This window comes from Actinoplanes sp. NPDC048988, assembly GCF_043197815.1.
Lineage (GTDB): Bacteria > Actinomycetota > Actinomycetes > Mycobacteriales > Micromonosporaceae > Actinoplanes.
The window spans coordinates 121749-144448 of sequence record NZ_JBICTW010000017.1 but is presented as its reverse complement, the minus strand read 5'-3'; the positions used below and the strand labels follow the sequence as shown (position 1 = coordinate 144448).

The window sequence follows — 22700 nt, the reverse complement described above, 5'->3', positions numbered from 1 at the left end:
ACCATGCTTGCTGCGGACTCCTCGGTCGCCGGCTCCGGCGCCCTGCGGGCGACCTCGCTGGCCTTCGTCGAAGTCGACCGCGCCGGGGTGATCCGCGAGTGGAACCCGGCCGCGGAACGCCTCTTCGGCTGGTCCCGGCCCGAGGCGCTGGGCCGGTCGCTGGCCGACACCATCGTGCCGGCGCCGCTGCGGGCCGCGCACGCCGCCGGTTTCGCCCGGCGCCTGGTCGCGGGCGACGACGCCTGGCCGGGCATCCAGGTACAGGTTCCGGCCTGCCACCGGGACGGCTCCGACCTGCTCGTCTCCATGGTGATCAACGCCGTCGACGACGGCTACTGCGCGTTCCTGTCCGACCGAACCGAGTGGCACCACGCCCAGCAGCAACTCCAGCGCACCACCACGCTGGTCAGCTCGATCCTCGAGCACACCTCGGCCATGATCTCGGCCAAGGACCTGGACGGGCGCTTCCTGTTCGTCAACGGGACGTACGAGCGCGTCTTCGGTCTTTCCGCCCCCGACCTGGTGGGCCGGCTCGACACCGACGTGCTGCCCGACGCCGTGGCGCTCGTCTGCCGCCGCCGCAACCAGCGGGTCGCGGCCACCGGCGAGGCGGTCACCGGCCTCGAGGAGGTGCCGTTCGGCGACGAGATCCGGCAGTACGTGGTCACCCGGTTCCCGCTGACCGACCCCGACGGATCGGTGTACGGGGTGTGCGCCATCGCCATCGACGACAGCGAACGCCGTCGCAGCGAGGCCGCCCTCGGCGAGAGCGAGCGCCGCTTTCGCGCGACCGTCAACCACGCGCCCGGCATGCTGTTCCAGTTCCAGGTCGCCCCCGGCGGCGGCGAGTCGTTCACCTTCGTCTCCGAGGGCTGCCGGGAGATCTACGGCCTCGACCCGCGCGCCGTGATGATCGACCCGTCGCTGATCACCGACATCATCGCCGAGGAGGACCGGGAGTCGTTCGTCCGCAGCGTGACCGAGACCGTGCTGACCCTTCAGCCGTGGCGGTGGCAGGGCAGCGTGATCCGCCACGACGGCGAACGGCGCTGGCTGCACGCGAACGCCCGCCCGCACCGCCGGGCCGACGGGACGACGGTCTGCGACGGCATGGTGGTCGACCGCACCGGGGACCGCCGCACCGAGATGGAGCTCGACGAACTCACCCGGCGCCTGGCCGTCGGCCGCTTCACGGTGACCACCGGCCTGGACGGCCGGCTCCTGGTCGTCGAGTCGACCGGCGAGGATCCTTTGTCGTACGACGGCATGGAAGCGGCCTGGGCCGAAGCGCTCGCCGGTCTCCCGGCCGACGCCGACCTGCCCGAGCACGGACTCTGGATCCGCCTGCGCCCGCGCGTCGCCCAGGGCCGCCTCCTGATCGACGGCACGTGCTTCCCGCTGGCCGCCCGGTGAGCGCTGCCCACGCGTTGAACGCCGCCCACGCGTTGAACGCCGCCCACGCGTTGAACGCCGCCCACGCGTTGAACGCCGCCCACGCGTTGAACGCCGCCCACCCCGCGACGGCCGGCCACGCGATGAGCGCTGCCCACGAGGCGACGGCCGGGGGCGCGGTCAACGGCGTACGGCTGCCTCGCAAGCTTGGTGAGACCGCGGTGCCGATGGAGCCGGTGCCCGCCGGCACGCCGCTGGCCGAGATCGTGGCTCTGCTGCGCGACGACCCGGACCGCCCGGGTGTGCTGATCGACTCCCCGACCGGGCCGCGGCTGCTGAGCCGCAGCTCGCGGACGCTGCACGATCCCCTCGTGCTGCCCGCCGGGACCGACGTCGACCTGGCCGCCGAGGCCGCCCTGGCCCGCCCCGACGGCGAACGCGACGAACCGGTGGTGGTCCGCTGGCCCGACGACCGCTACGGCGTCGCGCCGGTGGTCGGCCTGCTCACGGCCATGGCCGGCCGCTACGCCCGGATGTCGCGGGCCGACCACCTCACCGGTCTGCCCAACCGCGCCACCCTGCTGGCCGAGGGGCGGCAGCGGCTGGCCGCCGGGACGCTGGCCGCCGTCGTACACCTGGGCCTGGACCGGTTCCACGAAGTCAACGACATGCTCGGCCGGGACGGCGCCGACGCGCTGCTGCAGCGGGTCGCGGCCGCGCTGCGCGGCGCCTGCCGACCGCAGGACCTGATCGCCCGGTACGAGGGCGACCAGTTCGTGGTGCTGCTGGCCCACCCCTCACCGGCGCCCGACCTGGCCCGGCTCGGCCGGCGGCTCACCGACGCCATCCGCGGCCCGCACACGATCGACGGCGTGCCGGTCAGCCTGGAGGCCAGTGTCGGCGTCGCCGACGCCGGCCACGGTGACATCTCCGTGGTGGGCCGCCGCGCCGCGGCGGCCATGCACAGCGCCAAGAAGGACCGCATCGGCGCCGTCCGGTGGACCGAGGACCTCGGTCTCGGCCAGCGCGCCGACCTGCGCCAGCTCACCGAGCTGCGGGCCGGCATCCGGGCCGGGCATCTGCTGTTGCAGTACCAGCCGCTGCACGGCGCGGGGTGCCGCACCGCCCGCGGCGCCGAGGCGCTGGTGCGCTGGCAGCACCCGCAGCGGGGCATGCTGCCGCCCGGCGTCTTCCTGCCCGACGCCGAACGCTCCGACGTGATCCTCGAGCTGACCGACTGGGTGCTGGCCGAGGCCATCCACCAGGCCGGCCTCTGGCACCGCCAGGGCCGGGGCCTGCCCGTGTCGGTGAACCTGTCCGCCGCGTACCTGGCTCAGGACCGGGCCGTGCCGACGATCCTGGCCCTGCTGCGCCTGGAAGGGCTGCCGGCGTCGCTGCTCACCGTGGAGATCACCGAGACGGCGGTGCTGACCCGGCCCGATCAGGCGGCGGCACGGCTGGCCGAGATCAGGGCGGCCGGCATCCGGGTCGCCATCGACGACTTCGGCACCGGGTACACGTCACTCGGGTTGCTGCCGGAACTGCCGATCGACGAGCTGAAGATCGACCGGTCGTTCGTGACCCGCATGCACGACTCGAAGCCGCACGCGGTGATCATCGATTCGGTGATCGCCATCGCCCGCGCGCTCAGCCTGACCGTGGTCGCCGAGGGCGTCGAGGACGAGCCGACCGCAGCCGCGCTGGCCGAAGCCGGCGTGGACCTTCTTCAGGGCTTCCATCTGGGACGACCCGGACCGGCCGAGAGAGTTCATCCGATTTCTCGACTATCGCCGGTCCACACCCGGCAGTAACCTTTCCCTCCGGAGAACAACGGGTAACGAAGGGTCCGCGATGACCGCTGCTACGGTCGACGTCGAAACCAGCCCCGACGGCACGCTCGTCATCCAGCCCCACGGCGCTCTCGACGCCGAGGACGCGGTCGAGCTGCGCCGCACCCTGGTCCACGCCGTGCGCCACGTGCGGCCCCTGCGGCTCGTCCTCGACCTGCACGATGTTCCCGACATCGATCCGATCAACCTGGGCACCCTGGTCGCCACCTGCTTCCTCGGCGACGACCATCAGGTAGCGGTCTTCCTCGACCACACCAGCCCCGCCCTCGCCGACCGGCTCAGCGCGGCCGGCGTGGCCCATCACCGCCTGCGCGACGTGGGGCTCAGCCCAGCCGGTCGGGAGCGCCCAGCGGCGTGAACTCGAAGATGTCCGGCCAGGCCGGGGCGTAGAGCACGTCGTCGTCCCGCCGCTCGCACAGGCCGGTGGCCTCGAGCATCTGCCGGACGCCACCCCGCGCGTCGGTGACCTCGAAGCCGTGCCCGCCGCGCAGCGCCTTGGTGTAGCCCATGAGCAGGACCTCGATGCACTCGCTGCCGATCTCGTCGACGCCGGCCAGATCGACCACGACCCGGCCACGGCGCTTGCGGGCGAACGCATCCCACAGCCACCGCCGCAGCTCACGGTGGGCCGCCTTGTCGAAAGAGCCGCTCAGGTGCAGGTACGTGGTGTTGCCGGCCTTGTCGGTGTCTCTCTCGATGGCACAGCGGAGGTCCGTCATGTACCCGGTGTACCCGCCCCAGGTAACCGCCCGCCGAATACCACGAGACCGTTCGGCGGTGCGATCCCAACCAGGCCGTTCACGGGGCGAAGCGGTAACCCATCGCCGGCTCGGTCAGCAGGTGGCGGGGGCGGGCCGGGTCGGTTTCCAGCTTGCGGCGCAGGCGGGCCATGTACTGGCGCAGGTAGTTGGTCTCGGTGCCGTACTGCGGGCCCCACACCCGCTGGAGCAGGTGGTACTGGCTGAGCAGCTTGCCGGGGTGGCGGGCCAGGTGTTCCAGCAGTTCCCATTCGCGCGGGGTCAGGCGTACCTCGTGGTCGCCGCCGGTCACGGTTCGGGTGGAGAAGTCCACGGTGTGGGCGCCGATGGTGATCACCGGGCCGGCCTCGTCGCCGGGCTGGGCGCGCCGGGTCACCGCGCGCATTCGGGCCAGCAGCTCGTCCACGCCGAACGGCTTGGTGATGTAGTCGTCGGCGCCGGCGTCCAGGGCCGCCACCTTGTCGGCGCTGCCGGCCCGGCCGGAGAGCACGATGATCGGTACGCCGGTCCAGCCGCGCAGGCCGCGGATCACCTCCACGCCCTCCATGTCGGGCAGGCCCAGGTCGAGGACCACCAGGTCCGGACGGTGGTGGGCGGCGGCGTGCAGGGCCGAGGCGCCGTCGGGTGCGGTCTCCACCTCGTACCGCCGGGCCTTGAGGTTGATGCGCAGCGCCCGCACGATCTGCGGTTCGTCGTCGACCACGAGTACGCGGGTCATGAGCTCACCGGCAGGGAAAGGACCATGGTGAGGCCACCTCCAGGGGTCTCTTCGGGGGTGAGGCTGCCGCCCATCGCCTCGGTGAGGCCGCGGGACAGGGCCAGGCCGAGCCCGACGCCGGTGTGGTTGTCCCGGTCGCCGAGGCGCTGGAAGGGCAGGAAGACGTCGTTCCAGCGGTCCCGGGGGATGCCGGGTCCGTGGTCGATGACGCGGAGTTCGAGGGTGTCGCCGTACCGGCTCACGGTGATCACCGGCGGGTGCTCGGGCGGGCTGTAGCGCAGGGCGTTGGCGACCACGTTGACCAGCACGCGTTCGAGCAGGCCGGGGTCGGCCCGTACGGGCGGCACGTCGTCCGGGATGTGCAGGGTGACCCGGCGGCCGTCGGGGCCGAGGTCGTCCAGCGCGCGCGGGATGACCTCCTCGGCACCGACGTCGACGGTGCTGACGCCGAGCGCGCCGGCCTGGAGGCGGCTCATGTCGAGCAGGTTGGCCACCAGGCGGTCCAGCCGGTCCAGCGACTCGTCGGCGGTGACCAGCAGCTCGTGCCGGTCGTCCTCGTCGAAGTGGACCTCGTCGCTGAGCAGGCCCGCCACCGACGCCTTGGCCGAGGCCAGCGGGGTGCGCAGGTCGTGGCTGACCGCGGCCAGCAGCGCGGTCCGCATCCGGTCGGCCTCGGCCAGCGGTTTCGCCGCGGCCGCCTCGGCGCTGAGCCGTTCCTGGCGCAGCGCCACCGCGGCCTGGGCGGCGAACGCCTCGACCAGACGACGGTCGGAGGCCTCCAGCGGATGGCCTTTGAGCAGCATCGTGACGTGTTCGTCGGCCCGCACCTCGACGTCCGCCTCGGCCGAGCGGGTGCAGACCGGCGTGCCCACCTCGGCCGCCGGCTCGCCGTCGCTGAGCAGGGTCACCGAGTCGAAGCCGAACGTCTCGCGGACCCGTTCCAGCAGGGCCATCATCGGCCGCTCGCCACGGACCACGCTGCCGGCCACGGTGGACAGGATCTGGGCGTCGGCCGAGGCGGACGCGGCCTGCCGGGTCTTGCGGGCCGCGGTGTCGACCACCCAGCTCACCGCGAGCGCCACCACCACGAAGATGCCGAGGGCGAGCAGGTTGTCCCGCTCGGCGATGGTGAATTTCTTCAACGGCGGGGTGAAGAACCAGTTCAGGATCAGGGATCCGGCGACCGCGGCGAGCAGGGCGGGCCAGAGGCCGCCGATCAGCGAGACACCGATGACGGCGGCCAGGAAGAGCAGGATGTCGTTGGTCAGCGACAGGGACGGGCCGATGGTGAGCAGTACGGTCAGCGCGGGCAGCCCGCCCAGGACGGCGGCGAAACCCGCGATCTGCCGGGCCGGCGACAAGGCGACCGGCACGCGGGCCCGCCGGCGGCCCTGAGCGGCGCGCTCGTGCGACACCAGGTGCACGTCGATCGAGCCGGACTGGGCGATCGTGGTGGCGCCCACGCCGGAGGAGAAGATCTGGGCGAACCGTCCCCGGCTGCTGGCGCCCAGCACGATCTGGGTGGCGTTGACCGCCCCGGCGAACTCGAGCAGGGCCTGTGGCACGTCCGACCCGGCGACCTGGTGGTACGTGCCGCCCAGGGTCTCCACGAGCAGGCGCTGCTTGGCCAGCCGGGCCGGGTCGGCGCCGGCCAGCCCGTCGTTGCGGGTGACGTGGACGGCGAGCAGGTCGGTGCCCTTGTTGCGGGCGGCGATGCGGGCCGCCCGCCGGATCAGGGTGTCGCCCTCGGGGCCGCCGGTCAGCGCCACCACCACCCGCTCGCGGGTCTCCCAGGTCTTGTCGATGCCGTGCTCGGCGCGGTACTGGCCGAGCTGGTCGTCGACCTTGTCGGCCAGCCAGAGCAGGGCCAGTTCGCGCAGCGCGGTCAGGTTGCCGGTGCGGAAGTAGTTGCCGAGGGCCGCGTCGACCTTCTCGGGCTGGTAGATGTTGCCGTGCGCCATCCGCCGGCGCAGCGCCTCGGGCGTCATGTCGACCAGCTCGACCTGCTCGGCCGCGCGGACCACGGCGTCCGGCACGGTCTCCCGCTGCTCGACGCCGGTGATCTGGGCGACCACGTCGTTGAGCGATTCCAGATGCTGCACGTTGACGGTGGTCAGCACGCTGATGCCGGCGTCGAGCAGGGCCCGCACGTCCTGCCATCGCTTGGTGTTGGCCGAGCCGGGCACGTTGGTGTGCGCGTACTCGTCCACGACGGCCAGTTCGGGCTGGCGGGCCAGCACCGCGTCGAGGTCCAGCTCGGTGAACTCGGCGCCGCGGTAGGTGACCCGCTTGCGCGGGATCACGTCGAGGTCGCCGATCATCGCCGCGGTGTGCTTGCGGCCGTGCGTCTCGACCAGCGCGACCACGACGTCGGTGCCGCGCTCGGCCCGGCGGTGGGCCTCCTCGAGCATGGCGTAGGTCTTGCCGACGCCGGGCGCGGCGCCGAGATAGATCCGCAGTTCTCCACGCGCCATGGCGCCGCGCCTCCCCTCTCTACTTTCCGTCCAGGGCCAGGTTGAGCTCCAGGACGTTGACGGCCGGCTCGCCCAGGAAGCCCAGGGCGCGGCCCTCGGTGTGCTCCTCGATGAGCTTGTGCACCCGGGCCGGCGACAGGTTGCGCTCGCGGGCGATGCGGGGCGCCTGCAGGTTCGCGTAGGCCACGCTGATGTCCGGGTCGAGGCCGCTGCCGCTGGCCGTGACGGCGTCGGCCGGGACGACCGGGTGGGCCGGGGCGTCGCCGCGGATCGGGGTGACGACGCCGCCCTCGGCCACGTAGTCCTGGCCGTCCTCGGCCGGCTCGACCGTGACGCCGTGGTAGGTGGCGACGAACGGCGTGCCGGTCTGGTTGACCGAGACGGCGCGGGTGACCGGGCCGGTCAGGCCGTCGCGGTAGAAGACGGCGAGTACGGCGCCGACACCGTCGGCGGTGCAGTACGGCCGGCTGCCGTCGACGTTCTCCAGCTTGCCGATGGCCAGACTGCGCGCGCAGACCTGGGTGAGGAGGCTCTTCGCATCAGCCGTGTCGACCACGCTCTCCGGGCCGAGGTTGCTGGCCGCGGTGGCCGTGGGGTCGTACCCGTCGGCGCCGGCCGCCGAGGGTCGGCTCTGGAAGTACTTCGGGACGGGGTTGCCGTCGGCGTCGGTGAACGACTGGCCGATGAGCGTGCTTCCGGCGCTCGTCAGAGAGCCGTTCGCTTTGCCGGAGAGGCCGGGCAGGTGCCCGACGGCAACGAAGGCCAGGGGGTACGCGAGTCCGAGGAGGACCGTGAGGACGAGCAGCGCGCGCAGCGCCGCGATGTGCTGTGAAAGCCAGGCAGGGAGTCGCATCTTGTCAGATCCCGGGGATGAACTGGATGAGGAGGTCGATGAGCTTGATGCCGAGGAACGGCACGATGACGCCGCCCAGGCCGTAGATCCACAGGTTGCGGCGCAGCAGCGCGCTCGCGCTCGACGGCCGGTAGCGCACGCCGCGCAGGGCCAGCGGGATCAGCGCCACGATGACCAGCGCGTTGAAGATGACCGCGGACAGGATGGCCGAGCCCGGCGAGTGCAGCCGCATGATGTTGAGGGCGTCGAGGCCCGGGTACACCGCCGCGAAGATCGCCGGGATGATCGCGAAGTACTTGGCGATGTCGTTGGCGATCGAGAACGTGGTCAGCGCGCCGCGGGTGATGAGCAGCTGCTTGCCGATCTCGACGATCTCGATGAGCTTGGTCGGGTCGGAGTCGAGGTCGACCATGTTGCCGGCCTCCTTCGCGGCCGACGTGCCGGTGTTCATGGCCACGCCGACGTCCGCCTGGGCCAGCGCGGGGGCGTCGTTGGTGCCGTCGCCGGTCATCGCGACCAGGCGGCCGCCCTCCTGCTCCTTCTTGATCAGGGCGAGCTTGTCCTCGGGCGTCGCCTCGGCCAGGAAGTCGTCGACGCCGGCCTCGGCGGCGATCGCGGCCGCGGTCCGCGGGTTGTCGCCCGTGATCATCACGGTCCGGATGCCCATCTTGCGCATCTCGTCGAAGCGGGCCCGCATGCCCGATTTCACGACGTCCTTGAGGTGGATGACGCCGAGGATCCGGTCCTTCTCGGCCACCACCAGCGGGGTGCCGCCGGAGGCGCTGATCCCGTCGACGATCTCGCTCACCTCGTCCGAGGAGTGCCCGACCCACTTGATCACGGCACCGGCGGCGCCCTTACGAATCTGCCGATTTCCGATGTCCACACCGCTCATCCGGGTCTGCGCGGTGAACGGCACGAACGTCGCGTCGGTCATCAGACCGGGCTCGCGCTCGCGCAGGCCGAAGTCGTTCTTGGCCAGGACAACGATCGAGCGGCCCTCCGGTGTCTCGTCGGCCAGGCTGGACAGCTGCGCGGCGTCGGCCAGTTCCCGCGCGGTGACCCCGTCGACCGGGACGAACTCGGACGCCTGGCGGTTGCCCAGGGTGATCGTGCCGGTCTTGTCGAGCAGCAGCGTGTTGACGTCGCCCGCCGCCTCGACCGCGCGGCCCGACATGGCCAGCACGTTGCGCTGCACCAGGCGGTCCATGCCGGCGATGCCGATGGCCGAGAGCAGCGCGCCGATCGTGGTCGGGATCAGGCAGACGATCAGCGAGACCAGCACGATGCCGGTGACACCGTGCGCGTTGATCGCGATGGTGTCCGGCGCCGCCGCCTGATACGCCTTCGAGAAGATGGCCAGCGGCTGCAGCGTCACCACCGACAGCAGGAAGATGATGGTGAGCGCGGCCAGCAGGATGTTGAGCGCGATCTCGTTCGGCGTCTTCTGCCGGTTCGCGCCCTCGACCAGGGCGATCATCCGGTCGACGAAGCTCTCGCCCGGCTTCTGGGTGATCCGGACGACGATCCGGTCGGAGAGCACCTTGGTGCCGCCGGTGACGGCCGAGCGGTCGCCGCCCGACTCGCGGATCACCGGGGCCGACTCGCCGGTGATGGCCGACTCGTCGACGCTGGCGATGCCCTCGATGACGTCGCCGTCACCGGGGATCACCTGGCCGGCCTCGACCACCACGACGTCGCCCTGCTTGAGCTCGGTGGCCGCGATCTCACGGCCGTCTTTCAGGTAGGCGACGGTGTCCTGCTTGGCCGCGCGCAGGGCGGCCGCCTGCGCCTTGCCCCGGCCCTCGGCCACCGCCTCGGCCAGGTTGGCGAACACGACGGTCAGCCACAGCCAGACCGTGATGATCCAGGCCAGCACGCTGGGATCGGTGATGGCCAGAACGGTGGTGAAGACCGAGCCGACCTCGACGATGAACATGACCGGGTTGCGCCAGAGCGCGCGCGGATCGAGCTTGGCCAGCGCCTGCGGCAAGGAGCGCCACAACTGATTCGGGTCGAGCAGCCCACCGCGTACTGACGAAGGGGAAGGGGTTTTCGGAGGAGAGGCGAGCAAGGTCATGAGAGGCCCTCCGCGATGGGACCGAGAGCGAGAGCGGGCAGGAAGGTCAGCGCGACCAGCACGATCGTGACGCCGACGACCAGACCGACGAACAGGGGTTGGTGGGTGGGCAGGGTGCCCTCGGACTCCGGCACCGGCTTCTGCCGGGCCAGCGAGCCGGCCAGGGCCAGCACCAGGATGATCGGCAGGAAGCGGCCGAGCAGCATGGCCAGGCCGAGCGCGGTGTCCCACCACGGGGTGTTGACCGTGATGCCGGCGAAGGCGGAGCCGTTGTTGTTGCCGGCGCTCGTGAAGGCGTACAGGACCTCGGAAAGCCCGTGGGGTCCGGTGTTGAGCGCCGTGGAGTTGTTGCCGGTGGCGAACGCGGCCGCCGTGCCGATCAGCACGATCGCCGGCGTGACCAGGAAGTACAGCGACGCCAGCTTCATCTCGCGGGCACCGATCTTCTTACCGACGTATTCCGGCGTACGGCCGACCATGAGACCCGCCACGAAGACCGTGATCGTGGCCAGGATGAGCAGGCCGTACAGGCCGGCGCCGACACCGCCGGGGGCCACCTCGCCGAGCATCATGTTGACCAGCGGCATCATGCCGCCGAACGAGGTGTACGAGTCGAGGAACGAGTTCACCGCGCCGGTCGAGGTCAGCGTCGTGACCGCGCCGAACGCGGCCGAGTCGGGCACGCCGAACCGGACGTCCTTGCCCTCCATGGCGGCGCCCGCCGCCTGCGGGACCGTGCCGCCGCCGTGCACCTCGAAGCCGACGGTGAGCGCGATCGAGGCGATCGCCAGCACCGCCATGACGGCGACGATCGCGTAGCCCTGCCGGTTCTGGCCGACCATCCGGCCGAACACCCGGGGCATGGCGAACGGGATGCACAGGATCAGGAACAGCTGGATCCAGTTGGTCCAGGTGGCCGGGTTCTCGAACGGGTGGGCCGAGTTGGTGTTGTAGAAGCCGCCGCCGTTGGTGCCGAGCAGCTTGATGGCCTCCTGCGAGGCGACCGGGCCGCCGGTGATGTGCTGGGTGGCGCCGGTCAGCGTGGTGACGTCGGTGCCGCCGGACAGGTTCTGCACCACGCCGGCGATCATGAAGACCAGGGTGGCCAGTGCGGCGATCGGCAGCAGCACGCGCAACGTGATCCGGGTCAGGTCGACCCAGAAGTTGCCCAGGGCGTTCGTCCGGCGGGCGGCGAAGCCGCGGATCAGCGCGACCGCGACCGAGATGCCGACACCGGCCGAGACGAAGTTCTGCACCGACAGGCCGGCCATCTGAGCGAGGTGACCCATTGTCGACTCGCCGGAGTAGGCCTGCCAGTTGGTGTTGGTCACGAAGCTGACCGCGGTGTTCCAGGCGATGTGCGTGGGCACACCGTCGAAGCCGAGCGACAGCCAGATCCTGTCCTGCACCCGCAGGAACAGGTAGAGGAACAGGATCGAGACGGCCGAGAACGCGAGCACGCTGCGGGCGTAGACGCCCCAGGTCTGCTCGGTGTTGGGGTCGACGCCGACCAGGCGGTAGATGCCGCGCTCGACGACGCTGCTCTTGCGACCGGAGACGACCCGGTACAGGTAATCACCCAGTGGCCGGTACGCCGCGGCGACCGCGAGCACCAGCGTGATGACGAAAAGCCAGCCGGCCATCAGAACTTCTCCGGAAACAACAGGGCCGCCACGAGGAACCCGGCCAGGGCGACGGCGACGATGAGGCCGATGACGTTGACGGCGGTCACGAGCGTTCGACCGCCTTGATCAGCACGGTCAGCGCCGCGAACAGCACGACCGTGAGAACGACGAACCCGAGATCAGCCACGGGGTGACTCCTTGGACATGAGGGCTTAGGTGGTACGCGGTGAAGCGAACCGCGCCGGGAACCCCTCGTCATCGGCGTTGACGCGTTGCGTACGGCCGCCGGGGGTTTCTTCACGCGTTTTTGACGCGGCTGCGACCGGGGCCACAAAGAATCAGGGGGTCGCTCTCTGAGGTGGAGTTGTTTACGCTGCGTTCACCTGGGATCGATGCACTCCGATCAAAGGAGATCTCGAGATGCGCGAGCTGTTACCCCTGCTGGGCCACGGCCGGGACGCGAAGACCTGCCTCTACCGGTGCGGGAACGCGTGCGACCACCCCGCGCCCAACCAATCCGACAATGCGTATTTGGGCGACATCATCGACGCGGCGGTGAGCCGGCGCGGGTTGCTGGCCGCCGGTGGAGTCGGTGCGCTGGTGCTCGGCGTGGACGTATCGCCGGCGACCGCGGCCCCCGCGGCCCCTGCGGCGGCGGCCCCCACACCCGGGGGCGCCCTGACCTTCAAGCCCATTCCGCCCAACGAGCTCGACACCTTCATCGTGCCGAACGGATACGACCACGCGGTGGTCATCCGCTGGGGCGACCCGATCGTCGCCGGGGCGCCGGGCCTCGACGTCCATCACCAGACCGGCGAGACGCAGTCGAAGCAGTTCGGCTTCAACAACGACTTCCTCGGCGTGCTGCCCTTCCCCGGCCGCGACGACCGCGCCCTGCTGGTGTCGAACCACGAGTACACCAACGAGGAGCTGATGTTCCCCGGCTTCACCACCCAGGAGGCGCTCACCGTCGACCAGGTCCGGGCCGCGATGGCCGCGCACGGCATGTCGGTGGTCGAGCTGGAACGGGTCGGCGACACCGGGCAGTGGCGGCCGGTCCGGTCGAAGCGGCGCCCGTACAACAAGCGGATCACCATGCTGGCCACCGAGTTCCGGGCCGACGGGCCGGCGGCCGGCTCGCCGCTGCTGCGGACCGCGGCCAACCCGGCCGGGACCACGATCATCGGCACGCTCAACAACTGCGCCGGCGGGGTCACGCCGTGGGGCACGGTGCTGTCCGGCGAGGAGAACTTCAACCAGTACTTCGTGGGCGGCGACGCCGTTCCGGCGGCCGACAAGCCGTACCTCAATCGCTACGGCATTCTCACCACCGCGCGCTACCCGTCCGGATCGCGCCGCTGGGAGCGGGCGCAGGAACGCTTCGACCTGGCCAAGCACCCGCACGAGGCGAACCGGTTCGGCTGGATCGTCGAGGTCGACCCGTTCGACCCGGGCGCGAAGCCCCGCAAGCACACGGCGATGGGCCGCTTCAAGCACGAGGGCGCCAACGTCATCGTGGCCAAGTCCGGCCATGTCGTGGCCTACATGGGCGACGACGAGCGGTTCGAATACCTCTACAAGTTCGTCTCGGCCGGCAAGTACCGCAAGAACGACCGGCGGCACAACCTGACCCTGCTCGAATCGGGGACGCTGTACGTCGCCCAGCTCAGCGGGGACAGCCCGGCGGCCGAGATCGACGGCACCGGGAAGCTGCCCTCGGACGGCGCGTTCGACGGCACCGGTAGATGGATCAAGCTGGTTTCGGGCACCACCTCGTACGTACCGGGAATGACAGCGGTCGAGGTGTTGACTTTCGCCCGTCTCGCCGGGGACGCGGTGAAGGCGACCAAGATGGACCGGCCCGAGGACGTCCAGCCCAGCCTGAAGACCGGCAAGATCTACGCCGCTCTCACCAACAACACCAACCGCGGCGTGGGTACGTATCCCGGTGTCGACGAGGCGAATCCGCGCGTGGCCAACAAGCACGGCCAGATCTTCGAGATCACCGAGGACGGCGGCGACCACACCGGGACCACCTTCACCTGGTCGCTGCCGATCGTCTGCGGCGACCCGGCCGACCCGTCCACCTACTTCGCCGGCTTCGACAAGACGAAGGTCTCGCCGATCTCCTGCCCCGACAACGTCGCCTTCGACAGCACCGGGAACCTGTGGATCGCCACCGACGGCAACGCGCTGGGCAGCAACGACGGGCTGTTCGCGACGCCGATCGAGGGCCCGTCGCGCGGGCACCTCAAGCAGTTCCTGACGGTACCGCCGGGCGCCGAGACGTGCGGCCCGTTCATCACCGGCGACGACCGGTCGGTCTTCGTCGCGGTACAGCACCCGGGCGAGGTCACCGGCGGCACGATCGACAACCCGGCATCGACCTGGCCCGATGGCGACTTCGCCAAACCGGCGGTCGTCGTCACCTGGCACCTCGATAACAGAGCTATCGGTAGTTAAGACGTTTACGCCGCGTTCACCCCGGACCGGTAGTCCGGGGTGAACGCCCTCTCCTACGTTTCGGGCAGCTCACCTATCGAGGAGATGAGATGCCTGATATTCGCCGTCGGTTGCTACCCCTGCTGGGGCACAGCGGCGGGAGCCGGGACGCCATGACGTGCCTCTACCGGTGCGGCAACGCGTGCGACCACCCGGCCCCGAACGAATCGGCCAACCAGTACCTCGGCGACGTCGTCAGCTCGGCCCTGAGCCGGCGGGGACTGCTCGCGGCCGGCGGCGCCGGCGCCCTCGTACTCGGCCTCAGCTCCAGCCCGGCAGTCGCGGCGGCCCCGGCAAGCGCCGCGCCTCTCGCTCATGGAAACCACGGCGGCGGCGTCAAGGCAGGGCCGCTGACCTTCAAGGCCATCCCGCCCAACCAGCTCGACACCCTGATCGTGCCCAACGGCTACGACTCGTCGGTCGTCATCCGCTGGGGCGACCCGGTCGTGCCCGGCGCCCCCGCGTTCGACCTGGCCCACCAGACGGCCAAGGCCCAGTCGAAGCAGTTCGGATACAACAACGACTTCGTCGGCGTCATCCCGATCGACGACGACCGGGCCCTGCTCGTGGTCAACCACGAGTACACCAACGAGGAGCTGATGTTCCCGGGCTTCACCAGCCTGGACGCGCTCTCGGTGGAGCAACTGAAGGTCGCCATCGCGGCGCACGGCCTCTCCGTGGTCGAGATCGAGCGGGTCGGCCACACCGGCCAGTGGCAGCCGGTCCGATCGAAGCGGCTGCGCTACAACCGCCGCATCACGGCCCTGGAGACCCCGTTCCGGCTCACCGGCCCGGCCGCCGGCACGCCGGCCCTGCGCACGGCCGCCGACCCGAAGGGCTACACGGTCATCGGCACGCTGAACAACTGCGCCGGTGGGGTCACGCCGTGGGGCACGGTGCTGTCCGGCGAGGAGAACTTCAACCAGTACTTCGTCGGCGGCGACGCGGTGCCCGAGGCCGACAAGGCGAAGCTCAACCGGTACGGCATCACCACCACCGCCCGCTACCCGAGCGGCTCCCGCAAATGGGACCGGGCTCAGGAGCGCTTCGACCTGGCCAAGCACCCGAACGAGGCGAACCGCTTCGGCTGGATCGTCGAGGTGGACCCGTTCAACCCGGACGCGCCGCCGCGCAAGCACACCGCGATGGGCCGGTTCAAGCACGAGGGCGCCAACGTCATCGTGGCGCGCTCGGGACACGTCGTGGCGTACATGGGCGACGACGAACGCTTCGACTACCTGTACAAGTTCGTATCAACCGGCAAGTACAAGAAGAACGACCGGCGGCACAACCTGACGCTGCTCGAGTCGGGCACGCTCTACGTCGCCAAGGTGACCGGCGACAGCCCCGCCGGGGAGATCACCGCCCCGTTCGACGGTACCGGCACCTGGATCAAGCTGGTCTCGGGGAACACCTCGTACGTGCCCGGCATGACCGCGGCCGAGGTGCTGACCTTCACCCGCCTGGCCGGCGACAAGGTCGGCGCGACCAAGATGGACCGTCCCGAGGACGTCCAGCCCAGCCTCAAGACCGGCAAGATCTACGCGGCGATGACGAACAACACCAACCGGGGCGTCGGCTCGAACCCCGGCGTGGACGAGGCGAACCCGCGCGTGGCGAACAAGCACGGCCACATCTTCGAGCTGGTCGAATCCGGCAACGACCACACCGGCACCAGCTTCACGTGGTCGCTGCCGATCGTCTGCGGCGACCCGGCCGCCGCCGACACGTACTTCGGCGGATACGACAAGACGAAGGTCTCGCCGATCTCCTGCCCCGACAACGTGGCCTTCGACAGCGCCGGCAACCTGTGGATCTCGACGGACGGCAACGCGCTGGGCACCAACGACGGGCTGTTCGCGACCCCGATCGAGGGTGCTGAGCGGGGCGCCCTGAAGCAGTTCCTGACTGTGCCGCGCGGCGCCGAGACGTGCGGCCCGTTCATCACGGGCGACGACCGCTCGGTCTTCGTCGCGGTCCAGCACCCGGGCGAGATCAGCGGCGCCACCGTTGACAAGCCCGCCTCCACCTGGCCCGACGGCGACTACGCCAAGCCCGGCGTCGTCGTGACGTGGCGCCTCGACGGCGGCCCGGTCGGCAGCTGACGCCCGCCCCTCCCAAGGCACGCGACGCCACCGGCCCGGTGGCGTCGCGTCTTCATGCGGTCAGCGCTCGCCGCCCGAGTAGCGCACCACCTCGGTGACCAGGTGGGCGGTCGCGTCGTCGGTCAGGGCGTAGTACACCTGCCGCCCGCGGCGACGACGCCGGATCAGACGCGCGTCGAGCAGGAACCGCAGGTGGTGGGCGACCGCGGTGGGGTCGGCGGGCACGGCGGCGGCGATCTCGGGAGGACCGAGCTCGCCGCCACGCAGCAACACCAGGATCCGCAGCCGGTGTTCGTACGCCATCCCGCGCAGAACGGTCACCGCCCGCTCGAGAACGTCATCGTTCACGCCCGGCCCGGTCATGCGGCGGCCATTCCTCTCAGCGGGCGGGCGAGAAGCGAAGAGACGGCCAGGAGCAGGGTCGCGGTGAGAGCGATGCTCGCGCCCGCGGCGACGTTCCAGAGGTACGAGGCGTAAAGACCGCCCAGGCCACTCGCCACGGCGAACGCCACCGCCAAGGCCGTGATCACGGGCAGGCGCGCCGACCACAGGCGAGCCGCGGCGGCGGGGGCGACGATCAGGGCGACGGCCAGGATCGTCCCGACCGCGGGGACGATCGTGACCACGACCGCCTCGACGGTCAGCAGGAGTACGACGTCCCAGGCACCGACGGCCAGGCCGGCCGCCCGGGCGCCGCCGGGGTCGAAGCCCGCGAACGTCAACGGCCGGGCGCAGACCGCCAGCAGGGCCGCCACCGCCACCAGCATCGCCGCCGTGATCAGAATGTCCTGGTTGTTCACAGTGAGGATGGAGCCGACCAGCAGCGCCGACAGATCGCGGCTGAAGCCGCTCTGGGTAGCGATCAGTCCCGCACCCAGCGCGAAACCGGCCGAAAGCACCACCCCGGTGGCGGCCGCCGCGTTCTGGCCCGGCCGGCGGCTCAGGGCAGCCACACCCAGCGCCACCACCGCACCGGCCACGATGCCGCCGGCGAAGACGTTCACACCGATCAAAGACGCGGCCACGACGCCGGGAAAGGTGGCGTGGGTGAGCGCCATCGTGAAGAACGACAATCGGCGCACCACCACCTGCACGCCGATCAGGCCGGCCAGCGCCCCGGCCAGAACCACCTCGGCGATCGCCCGGTGCAGCGCGTCATCCCACCAGCTCATGGGGTGAGTCCTTTCGGGTGGGCGGTGTCGCGCCGCGCGAAAGCGAGCGTCCGCGCGTGGGCAAGAAGCGGCGCAACGGCAGCAACAGGAGATAAGCCGCCACCAGCAGGAGGACGACGGCCGAGGCCGAGGTCAGGGCGATGCCGTGGTCGACCGACGCCGTCCAGCTGATCCACAGGCCGCCGTAGCCGGCCAGCAGGATCAGGACCGTGCCGATCACCGCCATCGCCGCCAGCCTTGCGGTGATCAGGCGGGCCGCCGCGGCCGGGATGATCAGCAGGGCGACGACCAGGATGGTGCCGACCGCTCGGACCGCCGCTACCACGACCAGCGCCACGATCACGTTGAGCCACAGGTCGAGCCAGAAGAGGCGATAGCCGGCCGCCGCCGCCGCGGCCGGGTCGAAGGTACGGAACAGCAGGGGCCGGGCCGCGATCGCCAGCATGGCCAGGATCACCGCCGCCAGCGCCGCCGTCTCCACGATCTGGCGCGGCGTCACCGTCAGCAGGCGTCCGAACAAAAAGGACGTCAGATCCGAGGTGTACGACGATTCGCGCGACACCAGCACCACGCCGATCGAGAACATCGCGGTCAGCACCACGGCCGTGGACGCGTCGTCGGAGAGCGCCCCGCTTCGCGTCAGCAGGGTCAGTACCACCGCGGTGAGCAGCCCCGCCACCAGGGCGCCGACGACCAGGCCCTCCACGCCGCCGGCCAGGAAGCCGATCACCACGCCGGGGAAGACCGTGTGGGTGAGCGCGTCCGAGACGAACGAGAGCCGGCGGGCGAACACGAACACGCCGACCGGGCCGCAGATCAGCGCCAGCAGCGCCAGCTCGGCCATCGCCCGGGCCATGAACGGCACAGTGAGGATCACGGCTCCACCAGGACCGTGCGGCCGTCCGGCAGGTCGATCGCGTGTCCGCCGTACGCCGAACGCAATTGATCCGCCGTCAGCACCTCGCCGGGCGGGCCGAAGGCCCATTGCCGGCCGTTGATCAGGCAGACCAGGTCGGCCACGTCGCGGGCCAGGGCGAGGTCGTGGGTGCTCAGCATCAGGGCCGTGCCGCCCTTCGTGAGTTCTCGCAAAACAGTCAGGATCGCCTCCTGACTGACCACGTCGACGCCGTTGAAGGGCTCGTCGAGCAGCAGCAGTTCGGGTTCGGCGGCCAGCGCGCGGGCCAGCAGCACCCGCTGCCGCTGACCGCCGGAGAGCAGCCCGAACCGGCGGCCGGCCTCGCCGGCCAGCCCGACCCGGTCCAGGGCATCCCGGGCGGCCCGCCGGTCGGCCGCCCGGGTGGGCCGCCACCAGCCGATCCGGCGGTAGCGGCCCATCAGCACGACCTGCGCGGCGGTGACCGGGAAGTCCGGGTCGAGGTCACCGACCTGCGGTACGTAGCCGCACCTGACGCGCGCCTGGCCCGGCGCGTCGCCGAACACTTGGGCCGTGCCGGCGAGCACTTCGGTGAGCCCCAGTACCGCCTTGATCAGGGTCGACTTGCCGGCGCCGTTGGGACCGGCCAGGGCGAGGCACTGCCCGGCCTCCAGCGACAGATCCACGTGGGTGAGGACCGGGGTGCCGCGGTAGCCGACGCTCGTGTCGGTGAAGCGGAGGACCATCTCAGCCGGCCAGCGCGTCCACGATGACCTTGGTGTTGTGCTCCTCGGCGCCGAGGTAGGTGCCGGTGGGCGTGCCCTGCTCGCCGAGGCTGTCGCCGTAAAGGGCGTCCTCGCCGCCGATCACCTTGACGCCGGCCTGCTGGGCGATCGCCTCGGCCGACTTCGGCGGGAGCGAGCTCTCGGTGAAGATGGCCTTGGTGCCGGTTGCCTTGATCTTGGCCACCAGGTCGGTGAGCTGCTGCGCGGAGAGCTCGGCCGACGTGTCCAGGCTGGGGATGACCGAGCCGACGAACTGCAGCTTGTAGCGGGCCACGTAGTAGCCGAAGGCGTCGTGATTGGTGACCAGCTTGCGGTCGGCCGCGGGCAGCTTGGCGAACGCCGCCTCGTTGTCGGCGTCCAGTTTGTCGAGCTTGGCGGAGTACGAGGTCAGGTTCTTGGCGTACGAGTCCGCGTCCTCCGGATCGGCCGCCGCGAGCGCCTTCTCGATGGTGGTAACCATGAGTTTGGCATTACGAGGGTCGTGCCAGATGTGCGGATCGTGCTCCTCACCTTCGGCATGCGCCTGTTCGCCCTCTTCCTCGTGGCCGCCCTCGCGCAGGGTGAGGCCCTGGCTCGAGTCCACGACGGTGCCCTTGAACCCGGCCGAGGCGATGGTCTGGTCGAGCCACGACTCGAGGCCGACGCCGTTCTTGACGACGACCTTGGCCTCGCCGATGGCCTTGATGTCGGCCGGCGTCGGCTCGTACTCGTGCGGGTCCACATTGGGCTTGATGATCTGAGTGACGGTGACGTCGTCCCCGCCGATGTTGCGGACGAAGTCGGCCACCTCGGGGGTCGTCGCGACCACGGCGAGGGCGGAGCTGTCCGGCGCGGCCGCCGCTCCGTCGTCGGAGCCGCAGCCGGCCAGCGAGATCAGTGCCGCCGAGACAGCGAGAATTCCCAGTGCTTTCACGCTGCGAAACGGTAATCGTTTTCAACAATTATCGTCTAATGACAAGATGCGGATGTCGCCACACGTCGATCAGACGGTGAACGTGAAGTACTGGTACGCCCCGTAGGTCGGGTAGTTGACGGTGTCGCCGGAGGTGCCGGTCAGGTAGGCCGCGCGAACCCGGTAGCGGGCGCCGGCCGGGTGGGCGCCGGTCAGCGTGAAAACCGACTTGCCGGCCGAGGTCAGCGGCACGTCGAGCACCCGCCAGGTCTTCCACGCGCCGCCCGAGGCCACCTCGAAGATCAAACGCTGCTTGCGCTTGGGGTACGGGGTCATGGTCGTGACGAAGTACGGGTGCACCGTCTTGCGGTAGTAGCGGTAGGACACCGTGCCGATCTTGGCGGTTTTGTACTGCCGTGACCCCTGAAGGGCGACCGCCACCTTCGTGTTGAGCACCGCGCCGGCCGTGGCCGGCAGGTACTTGGCGTCGCCGGCGAACTTGACCTGCACGGTGGTGGTCCGGGTCAGCTTCAGCGAGGCGGTGAGCGCCCCCTTGGCGTCGACGGTGGTCTTGCGGAGCAGGCGGGCGGGCTCGGTGCCGTACGGGTCGGCCCAGATCTCGACGACCCGGTTGGTCGCGGTGGCGCCGAGGCGGGCGGTGACCGTCACCGTCGTCCCGTACGCGCTGACCGTGCCGGCCGGGCTGAGGGTGAGCGACGGGCGGACCCGGACGACCGGCGGCGGCGCCGTGGTCGGAACCGTCTGCTCGGGGCCGTCGAGCACCCAGAGGCGCCACTCGGCCTTGTAGTTGTAGCCGAAGGTGAAGACGCGCTTCCCGCCCGGCTCCCAGACGACCTTTCCGGTCTGGTCGGGGACCGGCTTGTTCTCCGGCGCCGTGTTCGGCAGCTGAAACTCCTGGTCGGCGGTCTCCGAACCGGCCGGGTAGAGGGCCACGTCGGTCGTGCCGTCGCTGTTGTTGTAGCCGATCGCGATCCGGCCGTCGGTGTTGACGTCGATCGACGACGGGGTGCAGATCGTGTTGTCGTACCCGGCGACGCGCGCGTACGGGCTGGCGACCGGCGCCCGCCAGATCGGGCAGCCGACCCCGAAGCCGATCAGCGAGGCGCCGTCCGCGGTGACGGCGGCGTCCCGGACGAACGTGGCACTGGAGCTGGAGTTGGCCGTCAGCCTCTCCTTCGCCCCCGACACGTCGTAGACGGCGACCGCGCCGCCGGTCACGGCGTTGTTGGAGACGTCGGCCACGACCAGCGTGCCCGGGGCGCCCGGGGCGGTGAGCAGCTTCGGCGCGTCGTGGAACGCGGTGCGCTCGGCCGTGGCGTCGTGGAACGCCACCGAACCGCCGGCGACGTCGAAGGAGCCGAAGTTGCCTACGTAGCCGTTGTCGGCCGAGCCGTCGTAGCCGAACCACACCCGGCCGCCGGCCAGCGCCAGCGTGCGCGGGTACACCGTCGCGCCCAGCTCGTAGCGGCCGGTCTCGGCCAGCGTCTCGGGGTTGAGGGCGACGATCGCGTGCGCCTCGGCCATCGCCGCGTACAGCGTCCCCGAGTCGGCCGAGAGCGCGAGCCCGTCGACGCCCGGCAGCGCGGTCTTCGTCGTCTCGACCTTGCCCGCGTACGTGGTCCGCACGAGCTGCCCGGTGTTCTGGTCGCTGATCAGCAGCCGCTGACGCGTGGTGTCGACGGCGACGTCACTCACGATCGAGACCGGCAGCAGCGCGCCGCCGCCCAGCTCGGTGGAGGCCGAGGCGTCCAGGGTGCCCACGGCGACCGCGACCGCGGCGGTGCCCAGGACCGTCACCGCGGTGAGGGCAGCACGAAGTTTGCGCATGAGGGTGCAACCTACGGCAGGTGATCAAATTTGGGCGGCCAGGGCGGCATGGCGGCCGTCGCGCCAGATGAGGCCGGCCTCGGCGAAGCCGGCGTCGCGGGCGGCGGTCAGGTGCCATGAGACGTCGCCCGCGAAGTTGGCGGGAACGCGATCACGGAAGACGTCGGCCCGGGCGGCCATCAGGGGCCCGAACTCCTGAGCCTGGGACAGATCGTTCCACCACCGCACCCAGGCCATCTCGGCGGCGGCCTCGCCCGGGGCCGGGTCCATCGCCCGCATCACCGAGGGGAGGCCGTCGTCGGGCATGAGGTCGGCCACCACGAGCAGGCCGCCGGGAGCCAGCACGCGGCGGCACCGGCGGTAGAGGGCGCGGATCGCCGCCGGCGGCAGGTAGTGCACCGTCATCACCGAGGTGACCAGGTCGTGGCCGCCGCCGGCGTGCGCGGCCCACGACGCCGAGTCGAGGTCGGCTTCGATCACCGAGACGCCGGCCGCGCGGGCCAGCGAGAGCAGGACCGGATCGAGGTCGACCATGGCGACGTCGCAGCCGGGCCAGCGGGCCGCCATGCGCTCGGCCAGCACGCCCGGCCCGCCGCCGAGGTCGAGGCAGCGCCGCGGAGAGCCGCCGCGGACCGCCTCGACCGTGGCGGCGATGGCCGACTCGAGGCCGGCCAGGCCGGGCACGAAGCCGGTCATCACCTCGTCCCACGTGCTGCGCCAGCGATCGGAGTGGAGCGCGGTCGACGGCATGGGACCCATCCTCGGCTGCTAA

At 70.9% G+C, this 22700-nt stretch carries 19 protein-coding genes; 5 read left to right on the top strand and 14 right to left on the bottom strand.

What is annotated here, in order from left to right; all coding sequences use genetic code 11:
• Nucleotides 1–3 precede the first annotated feature (3 nt).
• The 3 genes from ACGFJ7_RS37500 to ACGFJ7_RS37490 are packed head-to-tail and all read left to right on the top strand — an operon-like array spanning nt 4 to nt 3600.
• Complete coding sequence (locus ACGFJ7_RS37500; protein WP_360247477.1) at nt 4–1413, top strand: PAS domain S-box protein; 1410 nt, start codon at nt 4–6, stop codon at nt 1411–1413.
• Nucleotides 1410–3203: a putative bifunctional diguanylate cyclase/phosphodiesterase gene (locus ACGFJ7_RS37495; protein ID WP_392646715.1), complete on the top strand. Its 1794-nt coding sequence runs from the start codon at nt 1410–1412 to the stop codon at nt 3201–3203. Before ACGFJ7_RS37500 ends, ACGFJ7_RS37495 begins: the two co-directional genes overlap by 4 nt.
• Before the next feature lie 40 nt (nt 3204–3243).
• Nucleotides 3244–3600 carry an STAS domain-containing protein gene (locus ACGFJ7_RS37490; RefSeq protein ID WP_392646713.1) on the top strand — a complete coding sequence of 119 codons (357 nt, stop codon included), beginning with the start codon at nt 3244–3246 and terminating at the stop codon, nt 3598–3600.
• On the opposite strand, the gene ACGFJ7_RS37485 is transcribed toward ACGFJ7_RS37490, so the two are convergent.
• The 7 genes from ACGFJ7_RS37485 to kdpF form a co-directional block, all read right to left on the bottom strand.
• The gene (locus tag ACGFJ7_RS37485; RefSeq protein ID WP_360247483.1) at nt 3566–3961 is read right to left on the bottom strand and encodes an STAS domain-containing protein; all 396 of its coding nucleotides are present in this window, start codon (nt 3959–3961) and stop codon (nt 3566–3568) included. The genes ACGFJ7_RS37490 and ACGFJ7_RS37485 overlap by 35 nt on opposite strands.
• A gap of 79 nt (nt 3962–4040) precedes the next feature.
• Nucleotides 4041–4718 carry a response regulator gene (locus ACGFJ7_RS37480; RefSeq protein ID WP_360247485.1) on the bottom strand — a complete coding sequence of 226 codons (678 nt, stop codon included), beginning with the start codon at nt 4716–4718 and terminating at the stop codon, nt 4041–4043.
• Nucleotides 4715–7192 carry a DUF4118 domain-containing protein gene (locus ACGFJ7_RS37475; protein WP_392646710.1) on the bottom strand — a complete coding sequence of 826 codons (2478 nt, stop codon included), beginning with the start codon at nt 7190–7192 and terminating at the stop codon, nt 4715–4717. Before ACGFJ7_RS37475 ends, ACGFJ7_RS37480 begins: the two co-directional genes overlap by 4 nt.
• Nucleotides 7193–7211: 19 nt before the next feature.
• A complete protein-coding gene (locus ACGFJ7_RS37470; RefSeq protein WP_392646708.1) occupies nt 7212–8045 on the bottom strand; it encodes a potassium-transporting ATPase subunit C in 834 nt (277 codons plus the stop codon).
• Between the two features lie 4 nt (nt 8046–8049).
• A complete protein-coding gene (kdpB, locus tag ACGFJ7_RS37465) occupies nt 8050–10125 on the bottom strand; it encodes a potassium-transporting ATPase subunit KdpB (protein WP_360247491.1) in 2076 nt (691 codons plus the stop codon).
• Complete coding sequence (gene kdpA, locus ACGFJ7_RS37460; RefSeq protein WP_392646706.1) at nt 10122–11768, bottom strand: potassium-transporting ATPase subunit KdpA; 1647 nt, start codon at nt 11766–11768, stop codon at nt 10122–10124. The genes kdpB and kdpA overlap by 4 nt, the downstream gene beginning before the upstream one ends.
• Nucleotides 11768–11857 carry a K(+)-transporting ATPase subunit F gene (kdpF, locus tag ACGFJ7_RS37455; RefSeq protein WP_360247495.1) on the bottom strand — a complete coding sequence of 30 codons (90 nt, stop codon included), beginning with the start codon at nt 11855–11857 and terminating at the stop codon, nt 11768–11770. Before kdpF ends, kdpA begins: the two co-directional genes overlap by 1 nt.
• A gap of 313 nt (nt 11858–12170) precedes the next feature.
• Between kdpF and ACGFJ7_RS37450 the strand changes: the two genes are divergently transcribed.
• Entirely contained in the window at nt 12171–14213 is a 2043-nt protein-coding gene (locus ACGFJ7_RS37450; protein ID WP_392646704.1) for a PhoX family protein, read from the top strand.
• Nucleotides 14214–14302: 89 nt separating this feature from the next.
• The gene (locus ACGFJ7_RS37445) at nt 14303–16357 is read left to right on the top strand and encodes a PhoX family protein (protein ID WP_392646702.1); all 2055 of its coding nucleotides are present in this window, start codon (nt 14303–14305) and stop codon (nt 16355–16357) included.
• A gap of 60 nt (nt 16358–16417) precedes the next feature.
• Here ACGFJ7_RS37445 and ACGFJ7_RS37440 read toward each other — a convergent pair whose 3' ends face one another.
• The 7 genes from ACGFJ7_RS37440 to ACGFJ7_RS37410 all read right to left on the bottom strand — a co-directional run bounded on the left by ACGFJ7_RS37440 (nt 16418) and on the right by ACGFJ7_RS37410 (nt 22678).
• On the bottom strand, nt 16418–16705 hold the full coding sequence (locus ACGFJ7_RS37440; protein ID WP_360247501.1) for a metalloregulator ArsR/SmtB family transcription factor: 288 nt from the start codon (nt 16703–16705) through the stop codon (nt 16418–16420).
• An 11-nt stretch (nt 16706–16716) separates the two neighbouring features.
• Nucleotides 16717–17529, bottom strand: a complete 813-nt coding sequence (locus tag ACGFJ7_RS37435) for a metal ABC transporter permease (RefSeq protein ID WP_360247503.1) — start codon at nt 17527–17529, stop codon at nt 16717–16719.
• Complete coding sequence (locus ACGFJ7_RS37430) at nt 17513–18406, bottom strand: metal ABC transporter permease (protein WP_392646700.1); 894 nt, start codon at nt 18404–18406, stop codon at nt 17513–17515. Before ACGFJ7_RS37430 ends, ACGFJ7_RS37435 begins: the two co-directional genes overlap by 17 nt.
• Nucleotides 18403–19149, bottom strand: coding sequence for a metal ABC transporter ATP-binding protein (locus ACGFJ7_RS37425; protein WP_360247507.1), 747 nt, complete (start codon nt 19147–19149; stop codon nt 18403–18405). Before ACGFJ7_RS37425 ends, ACGFJ7_RS37430 begins: the two co-directional genes overlap by 4 nt.
• 1 nt (nt 19150) lies before the next feature.
• Nucleotides 19151–20101 carry a metal ABC transporter substrate-binding protein gene (locus tag ACGFJ7_RS37420; protein ID WP_392646697.1) on the bottom strand — a complete coding sequence of 317 codons (951 nt, stop codon included), beginning with the start codon at nt 20099–20101 and terminating at the stop codon, nt 19151–19153.
• A gap of 69 nt (nt 20102–20170) precedes the next feature.
• Nucleotides 20171–21928: a YncE family protein gene (locus ACGFJ7_RS37415; RefSeq protein WP_392646695.1), complete on the bottom strand. Its 1758-nt coding sequence runs from the start codon at nt 21926–21928 to the stop codon at nt 20171–20173.
• A 24-nt stretch (nt 21929–21952) separates the two neighbouring features.
• Nucleotides 21953–22678, bottom strand: coding sequence for a class I SAM-dependent methyltransferase (locus ACGFJ7_RS37410; protein WP_360247513.1), 726 nt, complete (start codon nt 22676–22678; stop codon nt 21953–21955).
• Nucleotides 22679–22700 lie beyond the last annotated feature (22 nt).

What these genes read in the sequence shown, in the direction of transcription:
- ACGFJ7_RS37500 (WP_360247477.1), top strand. Translation starts at nt 4, where the DNA reads ATGCTTGCTGCGGACTCCTCGGTCGCCGGCTCCGGCGCCCTGCGGGCG.
- ACGFJ7_RS37490 (WP_392646713.1), top strand. Translation starts at nt 3,244, where the DNA reads ATGACCGCTGCTACGGTCGACGTCGAAACCAGCCCCGACGGCACGCTC.
- ACGFJ7_RS37485 (WP_360247483.1), bottom strand. Translation starts at nt 3,961, where the DNA reads ATGACGGACCTCCGCTGTGCCATCGAGAGAGACACCGACAAGGCCGGC.
- ACGFJ7_RS37480 (WP_360247485.1), bottom strand. Translation starts at nt 4,718, where the DNA reads ATGACCCGCGTACTCGTGGTCGACGACGAACCGCAGATCGTGCGGGCG.
- ACGFJ7_RS37475 (WP_392646710.1), bottom strand. Translation starts at nt 7,192, where the DNA reads ATGGCGCGTGGAGAACTGCGGATCTATCTCGGCGCCGCGCCCGGCGTC.
- ACGFJ7_RS37470 (WP_392646708.1), bottom strand. Translation starts at nt 8,045, where the DNA reads ATGCGACTCCCTGCCTGGCTTTCACAGCACATCGCGGCGCTGCGCGCG.
- kdpB (WP_360247491.1), bottom strand. Translation starts at nt 10,125, where the DNA reads ATGACCTTGCTCGCCTCTCCTCCGAAAACCCCTTCCCCTTCGTCAGTA.
- kdpA (WP_392646706.1), bottom strand. Translation starts at nt 11,768, where the DNA reads ATGGCCGGCTGGCTTTTCGTCATCACGCTGGTGCTCGCGGTCGCCGCG.
- ACGFJ7_RS37450 (WP_392646704.1), top strand. Translation starts at nt 12,171, where the DNA reads ATGCGCGAGCTGTTACCCCTGCTGGGCCACGGCCGGGACGCGAAGACC.
- ACGFJ7_RS37445 (WP_392646702.1), top strand. Translation starts at nt 14,303, where the DNA reads ATGCCTGATATTCGCCGTCGGTTGCTACCCCTGCTGGGGCACAGCGGC.
- ACGFJ7_RS37435 (WP_360247503.1), bottom strand. Translation starts at nt 17,529, where the DNA reads ATGAGCTGGTGGGATGACGCGCTGCACCGGGCGATCGCCGAGGTGGTT.
- ACGFJ7_RS37425 (WP_360247507.1), bottom strand. Translation starts at nt 19,149, where the DNA reads ATGGTCCTCCGCTTCACCGACACGAGCGTCGGCTACCGCGGCACCCCG.
- ACGFJ7_RS37415 (WP_392646695.1), bottom strand. Translation starts at nt 21,928, where the DNA reads ATGCGCAAACTTCGTGCTGCCCTCACCGCGGTGACGGTCCTGGGCACC.
- ACGFJ7_RS37410 (WP_360247513.1), bottom strand. Translation starts at nt 22,678, where the DNA reads ATGCCGTCGACCGCGCTCCACTCCGATCGCTGGCGCAGCACGTGGGAC.